Raw genomic sequence first — 8,879 nt, forward strand, 5'->3', positions numbered from 1 at the left:
GGCACGACCCAGCATGAGCGCACATTGTCCCCAGAGAGGCCAGGCACGGCGCAGCATGAGCGCACACCATCCCGAGATGAGCGGAATGCGGTCCGAGATGACCAGCCATCGACCGTAGGTGAACGAGGGGCCGCATGGGATGGGAGGAGATCAGCCCAGGGCGAGCCGAGCGCGGCGCGGGATGAGCCGGGTCCGGCACAGGGCGAACGGGTCTCTGATTGGGCGACGCCCGCAGGGCTGATCTCGGGCCGGAGAATGCCCGGACTGTTGCTCGCCACCGGGCAGTTCCTGCCCGTCTCCGATGTGCATCGCCTGGCCAACACCTCCACCCTCACCCGCCTGGTCATGAACGCCGACGGCGAGGTCCTCGACATGGGCCGCAAAGTCCGCCGCGCCACCACTGCACAACGACGGGTCATCCTGAGCCGCTACGCCACCTGCATGGTCGACGGCTGCCACCTGCCCGCCCACCTGTGCCAGATCGACCACATCGACAACTGGAGCGACGGCGGCGCCACCGACCTGGACAAACTCGGACCCACCTGCCAATTCCACAACCGCGACCGCTACCGAAACCCCCACCGCTACCGGCTCTACCGGGCCGGCAAAGACCGCTGGGCCTTCACCTACCTCGGCACCCGCCCCGGCCGGAGGTAAGCCAGGTCCGCCCCGGTACATCCCTGAACTCCCAGCCGACGCCCTCCGCTCATCCGAACCCACAGTGGCGTCCTCGGCTCCCCGAAGGCTGTACCCCCGAAGGCTGTACCCCGAAGGCTGTGCCCCCGGAGGCCGGCACCTTGCCGAGCCAGGCACCGCGCTTGGGCCCCAGCCAGGGGCCAATCCCTCGGGTCAGGACCGCACTCTCACGGGCGGCGCCGCCTGCGCGCACCTCGGCACGCGCGAGGCCCGTCCCCCTTCGAGGCGACGGGGCCTGAGAGGACGGCGCTCGCTGCTCGCGGCGCTACCTGGTGACATTTGCCCCGGGTTCGTTCAGGGGGCCGCATGCCGAACTCTGAGAGGCCGATTCGCGAGCTGATCGCTCATTGTGTTGCCGCAGGCGAGCCGGTAGACGCACTGAACGGAGACCCAAGTCGCACCCACCAGTCCCAGAGCTGGGGAGCGCCTCGGTGAAGCCGCTTGTCTGGCGGATTGCATCACCCCAGGTCAACGACGTGCCCGTTGTCCCAAGGTTCAGTCGGCACCTTGGGGCGCGGGTGGCAACAGCCCCAAATCGCCCCCTCAATCGGCGCCGGTGAGATGCTTGCCGACGGTTGCGGACGTCGTCCGGCCGCTGGTGATGCTGGGCCGAGCCGGAGGATCGTCAGCCGGGCTCACCTTTCTGGTCCACGGTTCCCGACATGGGGCTCTGGTCCACGGTTCCCGACATGGGGCGGCCCAGCAGGGCCGTGGCGACGGTCGCGATATGCGGGGCCAGGTCAGCGGCGCCGGCGTCGGACAGGGCGGGGGTGGCCACGACCGAACGCAGGACGCCGATGCCGACCATCCAGGCACTGAGCAATTCGGCCCGCAGCTCGGCGTCCTCTCCCTCGGCCAGGTCCCGCAGGGCGTCGACGTAGGTGCGGCAGACCTCCTTGCGGATGCGCTGGCGGGCGTCCTCGTGGGCCGAGGAGCGCAGCATGGCGACCAGGGGGTGCTCACCGCCGTACTCCGTCCAGTCGTAGTCGACGACCGTGCGCACCATACGGGCGACCAGCTCCTCGCGAGGGCCTTCGAGCAGGTCCGGGGGGAGGGTGGCGGCGGTGGCCTGGTCGAAGAGCTGCTTCTTGGAGCCGAAGTAGCGGAAGATGAGGGCGGCGTCGACGCCGGAGTCCCTGGCGATGTCGCGAACGCTGGTGGCGTCGTAGCCCTCGCGAGCGAAGCGCTGCCTGGCGGCCGTGAGCAAGCGCGCCCGAGTGGCCTCCCTGTCCCTCTTCTGCAACGTGAGCCCCCTTCCTCTTCCCCAAGTCAGCGTTCGATGACTTATGAGGTGACATATGCGGACGTACGTTGTGGCGGGTGGAACCAACGGCATGGGCCGGGGACTCGCCCTGCGCTTCCTGCACCGGGGCGACCACGTGACGGTCGTGGGCAGCGATCCGGCCAGGGGGCGGCGCTTCCTCGACGAGGCCGCCGCGCTGGGCGCCGCGGACCGGGTCGCGTTCCTGCGCGCCGACCTGACGTCGGCGGCGGAGAACGTACGGGTGATCAAAGAGATCAGGGCGCGGCACGACGCGCTGGACGGCCTGGTCTGCACCGCGATCCGCGCCTTCTCCCGGCGAGTAGAGACCCCTGACGGCTACGAGGCCACCTTCGCCCTCTACTACGTCAGCCGCTTCCTGCTGGCCTACGGCCTGGCCGACCTGCTGGAGCGCGGCCAGAACCCGATGATCGTGAACATCTGCGGTGTCGGCGTCACCAAGGGCCGCATCCACTGGGACGACCTGTCGCTCACGCGAAGCTACGGCAGCGTCAAGGCTATGCTGCAGGGCGGACGCGCCACGGACCTCCTGGGCGTCGCGTACGCCCTCAACCACCCGGACGCCCGCACCCGTTACCTGCTACACCACCCCGGCTTCACCGACAGCGGCACTGACAACCTCAAGCAGCCCGCCAAGACCGTCATCAAGCTACTGGCCAGGCTCGCCGCCCAGCCGGTCGACAAGGCCATCGCGCCAATCGTCGAACTCATGGACGACCCGCCGGGCGAGGGCGGCCTCCTGGCTTACGACCGTCGCCGCCCGCTCGAATCCTCGCTGCCCACGCTCGACCCGGCCACCGCCCGTCGGCTGTACGACCTGACCAGCCATCTGCTGCCTTCTGACTTCAGAGACTCCTCATCGGGCTGATCATCGAGAAGGCCGCCGGGAGGCGCTACGCCCCTGCCCGCCCGGCGCATCATCCGCCCGATAGCGATCTTGCTGGGGGTGCCGGTGAGGTCGCCGCGGCCACGGCGTCACCCAGCGTGATTCGCGCTGATGCTCAAGCTCTTCCAACAGTCTCGCTCGGACGCTCTCCGTTGCCGGATGTGAAGGAAAGCGGGCAGGCATGACCGGGTGGCGGGGATGAGATCTGCTCATCGGGATCGCGGACGCTGCCGGCCGCCCTGGCCTCGCCAGTGCGTCTACCGGCTCACCTGCGGCAACACAATGAGCGAACGGGACATCAGCTCACGAATCGCCCTCTGAGGGGAAGGATCCGTCGCATGGAAGTACTGAGCAGCCGGATCCTCATCCGCCCTCGCGACCTCGGCGTGAGCCACCACTTCTATCGAGAGGTGCTCGGTCTGGCGGTTTACCGCGAGTTCGGACCGCCGCATGGACGTGGCATCGTCTTCTTCCTCGGCCAGGGCTTCCTGGAAGTCTCCGGGAGCCCCGAACGGCTCCCGGACGGCGACGACGGCGGTCGCGGCCGTAGCGCGGAGATCTGGCTTCAGGTGCGCGACGTCCAGGCGGAGCATCGTCACCTGCTGGACGCGGGCGTCACCGTGATCCGCTCGCCTCGGACCGAACCGTGGGGGCTCGTCGAGATGTGGATCGAGGACCCCGACGGTGTGCGCATCGTGCTGGTCGAGGTCCCCGCCGATCACCCGTTGCGCCAGGACATCAGGTGATCTCCGCGCTCAGCCCGCCCACGACAGCAGCGGTTCGATGTGCTCCGGCTGCCGCAGCGACCGCAGGGCCTGGCGTTCGAGCTGGCGGATCCGCTCACGAGTGAGCCCGAGCCGGTCGCCGATCTCCTGGTAGGTGTGGGTCCGCCCGTCGCCGAGGCCGTACCGCAGGGTGACGATGAACGCCTCGCGATCCGGCAGCATGTCCACGAGGGACCTGAGCTGCTCGGCGAGGACCCTGCACTCCAGCACCTCCGAGACGGGGACCACCTCGGCGTCGGCGATCAGGTCCCCGATCCTCGTCTCGCCGTCCTCCCCGACCACCATGTCCAGGCTGACCGTGTCGTGGGCCAGGCGGCGCAGCTCGGCGAGCGCCTCGACGGACTGCCCGGCGGCCGCGGCCACCTCCTCGTCGGTGGGCTCGTGACCGAGATGGCCTTCGAGATGGCGTTCCGCCCTGGTCACCTTGGCGAGCTGTTCGAGGATGTGAACGGGCAGCCGCACCGTGCGGCTCTTGTCGGCCAGGCCGCGTTCGATGGACTGGCGGATCCACCACATGGCGTACGTCGAGAACTTGAAGCCCTTGGCGTAGTCGAACTTCTCGACCGCCCTGATCAGGCCGAGGTTCCCCTCCTGGATGACGTCGAGGAGCGGCCAGCCGCGATGGCCGTACTTCTTGGCCGCGGCGACGACCAACCGGAGGTTGGCGCGGAGCATGTGGTCCTTGGCGGCGTCGCCGTCCCTGACGATCGCCTGGAGCTCCTCCACGTCGCTCCGTTCCGGAGGCTTCGGCGGTGCGGCCTCGGGAGGCGCGGGCTTCCTCGCCTCCGGAACGCCGCCCGCCAGATCGCCGCCGGAGGCGTCTCCTCCCTCTCCGGCGTCGTCCGAGGCGGAGCCCGACTCCTCGATCAGATGCTCGGCGTACAGCCCCGCCTCGATGCGTTTGGCGAGATCCACCTCCTCCTGAGCGGTGAGCAGCGGTGTCCTGCCGATCTGGCTCAGATACTGGCCGAGCAGATCATGCTCGTCATAGGGCTCGTACGGCTCCGCGCGGCCGGTGCCCGCATGTCCGCGCATCCTGGTCACCTCTTCGTTTCCAGGCGGCTCCCCCGGGGTACTTCCTCCGTCTCGTCTCCGCCTACCCAGGGCCCTCCCCGGCATTCCACCTCGTACCGGCTCGTCCCGGTTCGTCCTGGCCGGTTACGCCGCTGCGCGTTTCTCCCGCCTCCCCCGGGTAGCGGGACTCCTGTGGCCGCTCGCCCGCGACCACGCGGCGAGACGCCGCGATCATGACACGGGGAGGGACACGATGGCCTTCATCGACCGCGAGTGTGTCCGGCATCTGCTCGAAGCACCGGATCCCGACGCGACGCTGGTGTTCGTCCGCGGAGAGTGCGTCGTCCTGCCGGACGCCGAGATCGACGACGCGCACCGGGGGCTGGTCATCGCCCGCCGCCGGGACCTGACGGCGCACATCCACGGGGACACGATCACCGATCAGCAGCTCGACCTGCTGGCGGAGCGGCTCGACAACGTCGTACACGATCTGGGCGCCTGACCCGCACTGCAGGCGGCTGAACACCCGCCTGCAGTGAGCGGTCAAGGAAGTTGAAAGTGGTCCATTCCAGACTGCGGGCAACCGCAGCTGAAAGGACCCCTCCCATGAAGATCACCCGCGCTCTCGCCGGTCTGGCCCTCACCACCGCCTTCGTCGCGCTCGCGCCGCTCGCCGCGCAGGCCGCGTCAGCCACCTCGTGGGGGCCGTACTACGCCCCCGGAAGCAAGGCGAAGGCGGTCGGGACCTTGGACGCCCGCGGTGAGGACCACGCGGACATCCCCACGGCGGACATCGTGAAGATCTCCGGCAAGGTGTACGACTTGACCCGGTCGTCCTCGACCTGTGGGTGGGCGGTCTTCCGCATCACTTACCGCGACGCCGGCGGCAACCTGCCCTTCACTCACCGCAGCTTCCGCGACTGCTCGTACGGCACGCCGCTGAAGTTCTCGTTCACGCGGAGCGACGTCTACCAGGTCGAGCTGAAGGTCTGCGCGGAGGGCAAGGCCGCGAAGCCGTCCCTCAACTGCCTCTACGCGGGGACCTGGAAGACGCTTTACCTCTCGAAGTGACCGGACGGGCCGGCGGCCGGGGGAATCCGTGGATGCCCGTTCGGGACGGTCCCGTACGGGCAACCGAGGGTCAGTCCCCCTCGGGCAGGTCGGGCACGGCGTGGCCGAACCGGAACATGCGCTGAGGGTCGTAGACCTCCCTCAGCCGGGCGAGCCTGCTCAGGACCGGCCGGGTCCAGGCCCGGGCGATCTGCTCGGGGGCCGTCTCCGCCCCCAGGAAGTTGAGCAGCGCGCCTCCCGTCAGCCACGGCTCCACGGCGCCGAACACGGCTCCGGCGGCGGCGGGGATCACGGCCTCGAACAACTCGGGCACCGGAGCGCCGATGACCATCAGGGAGAACGCGGCGTCACGTCCGCCGACGGCGTTCTCCGGCCGCGCGGGCCGGGCCAGCGCTCCGCCGAGGTGACGCAGCTCGACCACGGCGAAGGGCACCTCCACGTCCGGCCCCGCGGTCGCGAGGATCGCGTCGACGGTGTCCGCGGTGAGCTCGCGGAGCAGCGCGCCGCGGTCCCAGGCGGGCATCGGCCCCTCCGGGTCCTGATGGATGGAGCCGATCGCGGCGAACGGCATCCGGCTCACCGTGTCGATCAGCGGCCGCCCGGCGGCGCGCATGGGAGCGAGCAGCCGCTCTCCCTCCTGCGCCTCTCCGAGGTGCGCGAACCGCAGGTGGGCCACGAAGCGCCCGCGCAGCTCCGGCGGGAGCTCGGGCAGCGGCGGCAGCCGGAGCAGGGCGACGGAGGTCGTGGTGGTCTCCGGCAGGGTGTCGACCCAGTCCCGGTAGGCGTGCAGCACGCCCGCCGCGTCCTCCGCCGGGAAGAAGATCCCGCCGCCGTACAGCGTGGCGACCGGGAAGAGGTCGACGGTCATCGAGGTGACCACGCCGAAGCTGCCCTTGCCTCCGCGCAGCGCCCAGAACAGGTCGGGTTCGCGGGTGGCGTCGGCGACCCTCGCGTCGCCGTCCGCCGTGACGACCGTCAGCTCGCGCACGTGGTCGGCGGCGAAGCCGTACGTGCGGGAGATCGGCCCGATCCCGCCGCCGAGGGTGTAGCCGACCGCTCCGACGCCGGGCGCGGAGCCACACAGGGGCGCCAGGCCGTACTGCGCGGTCCGCTCGATGACCTCGCTCCACGTCGCGCCCGCGGCGATCGTCGCCGTACGCGCCGACGGGTCCACCGTGACCGCGCGCATCCGGCGGGTGGTGATCATGACGGCGCCGTCGGCCGCCGTCGCGGCGCCGTGCCCCGTGGCCTGCACCGCGACCGGGAGCCCGTGGCGGGCGGCGAAGCGTACGGCGGCCTGGACGTCGCCCTCGCCCATGGCGCCGACCACCACGACCGGGTGGTGCCGGGTCGCCACGTTGAACCCGCTCACCTCGGCGGCGAAGCCCTCGTCTCCGGGCAGCAGCACCGGGCCGGCCACCTCCTGCCGGAGTGCCTCGACCTCTCGTGACACCCCGGCCGGGTCGTCGGTGATGACGCTCATCGTCTGCTCTTCCTCTCCTGGCCCGTGGGCCGATGTCGGCCGCCTACCGGCCGTGCACGACCTTTCTCCCACGTGGCGCTTGGTGGATTCTTCATATCGTCCTGGCAGGGATTAGGACGGCTCCCGCGGCGGCGACGTCGCTCAGGCGTCCCACGCCGAGCCGGCCCGGCGGATCCGCGCGGGTCCCCAGCGTTTCCGGGCGTTCTCCCGCAGCTCAGAGCACGCATGTACACGTCCTAGCCGCGTCCTAGCGCTTTCCAAAGGGGTGGGCCGACGCTACGGGAATGCCGTCTCCTTCCGAGTTCGTCCTGCTTCTCCGGGAGATCCCGGTGCACCCGCACCTGGAGGAGAGCACCCTGCTCGCCGCCGCCGTGGCCGACGCGGCCGCCGAGGTCTCGCCGGCGCGATGCCGGATGTACGTGCTCGCCGACATCGGCCGACCGGCGGCCTCCCCTCCCCTGGCGGCGGCCCTGGTCGAGACGGAGAGGACCGGCCGCCTCGCCTGGATCCGGGCGCTGGCCGTGGCGGAGCCGTTCCGGCGGCGCGGGTTGGGCCGGAGGCTGCTCGCGGACCTGCTCACCGAGTTACGCGCGGACGGCGTCCGCGAGGTCGGCTGCGCGGTGGCGCGAGGGACGGAGAGGGAGCAGGTCGCGGCCGGACAGGACCTCCCGGTGCTCGCCCTGCTGCGCGGCGCCGGGTTCGGGCCGCCCCTTCCCGGGACGGGCGAACGGTGGCGAGCGTTCAGTTACGATTCCCAGGAAACAAGGCGGATCGCGACGGACGCGGCTGTCCTGCTCACCCGGGAGTTGTAGTGCGCGAGGCCATCGACCGTCCGACCCGGGAGCCGACTCCGCTCGACTTCCACGTCCTCGGCCCCTTCGAAGTGGTCGACCGGGCAGGCACGGCCTTGGATCTCGGTTCCAGGAAGCAGCGGGCGGTCCTCGCGCTGCTCGTCCTGAACGCGCCGCGCGTCGTCCCGCTGGACCAGCTCATCGATCAGCTGTGGACGGGCGAGCCCCCGTCGAGCGCGACCGGAACGTTGCAGGCGTACATCTCCCAACTCCGCAGGGTCCTCGAACCCCGCCGCGGCCCCCGTACACCGGCGCGTGCGCTGCGCACGCGCGAACCGGGATACCTCCTGGACATCGAGCCCTCCCAGGTGGACGCCACACGCTTCGTCGGGGACGCCGACGCGGCCCAGGCCGCCCTCCTCCGGGGCGAGGCGGCCCAGGCCGAGTCCCTTCTGGCCACCGCCCTCAGGGCTTGGCGGGGCGAGCCCCTCGTGGAGTTCACGGAGCCGTTCGCGCGGTCGGCGGTCATCCGGCTGGCCGAGGTACGGGTGACCGCGCTGCAGACGCGCATGGAGGCGTGGCTGTCGCTCGGCCGATATTCCGAGGCGGCCGCCGAGGTCGGTCACTTCCTGGACGGCGACCCGTACCGCGAGGGTTTCTGGGCGTTGCTCATCCGCGCCCTCTACCGTGATGGGCGGCAGGCCGAGGCGCTCGCCGCCTACCAGCGGTGCCGCACGCTGCTTGGAGAGGAACTGGGGTTGGATCCGAGCCCGGAGTTGCGCCGGCTGGAGCGTGCCGTCCTGGAGCACGACCCCGCGCTGCACGGCCCCTGGCCGCCACGCGCCGCACCCGCCCTCACACCCCTCTCCGC

Annotated in this window: 10 protein-coding genes; 7 read left to right on the top strand and 3 right to left on the bottom strand. The window is 70.8% G+C overall.

The window, feature by feature from the left end; genetic code table 11:
• The first annotated feature begins 255 nt into the window (after window positions 1-255).
• Complete coding sequence (locus IMZ11_RS41085; RefSeq protein ID WP_228648749.1) at window positions 256-657, top strand: HNH endonuclease signature motif containing protein; 402 nt, start codon at window positions 256-258, stop codon at window positions 655-657.
• Window positions 658-1,321: 664 nt separating this feature from the next.
• Here IMZ11_RS41085 and IMZ11_RS41090 read toward each other — a convergent pair.
• A complete protein-coding gene (locus IMZ11_RS41090; protein ID WP_228648751.1) occupies window positions 1,322-1,939 on the bottom strand; it encodes a TetR family transcriptional regulator in 618 nt (205 codons plus the stop codon).
• 55 nt (window positions 1,940-1,994) lie between these two features.
• Here IMZ11_RS41090 and IMZ11_RS41095 point away from each other — a divergent pair, with 55 nt between their 5' ends.
• Both IMZ11_RS41095 and IMZ11_RS41100 read left to right on the top strand, forming a co-directional pair.
• The gene (locus IMZ11_RS41095) at window positions 1,995-2,846 is read left to right on the top strand and encodes an SDR family NAD(P)-dependent oxidoreductase (protein WP_228648753.1); all 852 of its coding nucleotides are present in this window, start codon (window positions 1,995-1,997) and stop codon (window positions 2,844-2,846) included.
• Between the two features lie 356 nt (window positions 2,847-3,202).
• Window positions 3,203-3,610 (top strand): VOC family protein, encoded by a 408-nt coding sequence (locus IMZ11_RS41100; protein WP_228648756.1) that lies wholly within the window; start codon window positions 3,203-3,205, stop codon window positions 3,608-3,610.
• A gap of 9 nt (window positions 3,611-3,619) precedes the next feature.
• On the opposite strand, the gene IMZ11_RS41105 is transcribed toward IMZ11_RS41100, so the two are convergent.
• On the bottom strand, window positions 3,620-4,684 hold the full coding sequence (locus IMZ11_RS41105) for a sigma-70 family RNA polymerase sigma factor (protein ID WP_308066908.1): 1,065 nt from the start codon (window positions 4,682-4,684) through the stop codon (window positions 3,620-3,622).
• A 232-nt stretch (window positions 4,685-4,916) separates the two neighbouring features.
• Here IMZ11_RS41105 and IMZ11_RS41110 point away from each other — a divergent pair, with 232 nt between their 5' ends.
• On the top strand, window positions 4,917-5,165 hold the full coding sequence (locus IMZ11_RS41110; RefSeq protein WP_228648758.1) for a hypothetical protein: 249 nt from the start codon (window positions 4,917-4,919) through the stop codon (window positions 5,163-5,165).
• A 104-nt stretch (window positions 5,166-5,269) separates the two neighbouring features.
• On the top strand, window positions 5,270-5,734 hold the full coding sequence (locus IMZ11_RS41115; protein WP_228648760.1) for a hypothetical protein: 465 nt from the start codon (window positions 5,270-5,272) through the stop codon (window positions 5,732-5,734).
• A gap of 70 nt (window positions 5,735-5,804) precedes the next feature.
• Here IMZ11_RS41115 and IMZ11_RS41120 read toward each other — a convergent pair whose 3' ends face one another.
• Entirely contained in the window at window positions 5,805-7,217 is a 1,413-nt protein-coding gene (locus tag IMZ11_RS41120; protein WP_228648762.1) for an FAD-binding oxidoreductase, read from the bottom strand.
• A 284-nt stretch (window positions 7,218-7,501) separates the two neighbouring features.
• On the opposite strand from IMZ11_RS41120, the gene IMZ11_RS41125 reads away from it, so the two are divergent.
• Together IMZ11_RS41125 and IMZ11_RS41130 are read left to right on the top strand one after the other, a co-directional pair.
• Window positions 7,502-8,029 carry a GNAT family N-acetyltransferase gene (locus tag IMZ11_RS41125; RefSeq protein WP_228648764.1) on the top strand — a complete coding sequence of 176 codons (528 nt, stop codon included), beginning with the start codon at window positions 7,502-7,504 and terminating at the stop codon, window positions 8,027-8,029.
• The coding region (locus tag IMZ11_RS41130; RefSeq protein WP_228648766.1) for a BTAD domain-containing putative transcriptional regulator at window positions 8,029-8,879 on the top strand (851 nt) is incomplete at its 3' end. The genes IMZ11_RS41125 and IMZ11_RS41130, both read left to right, overlap by 1 nt.

Origin of the sequence: Microtetraspora sp. AC03309, from assembly GCF_020826795.1 — a bacterium.
Lineage (GTDB): Bacteria > Actinomycetota > Actinomycetes > Streptosporangiales > Streptosporangiaceae > Microtetraspora > Microtetraspora glauca.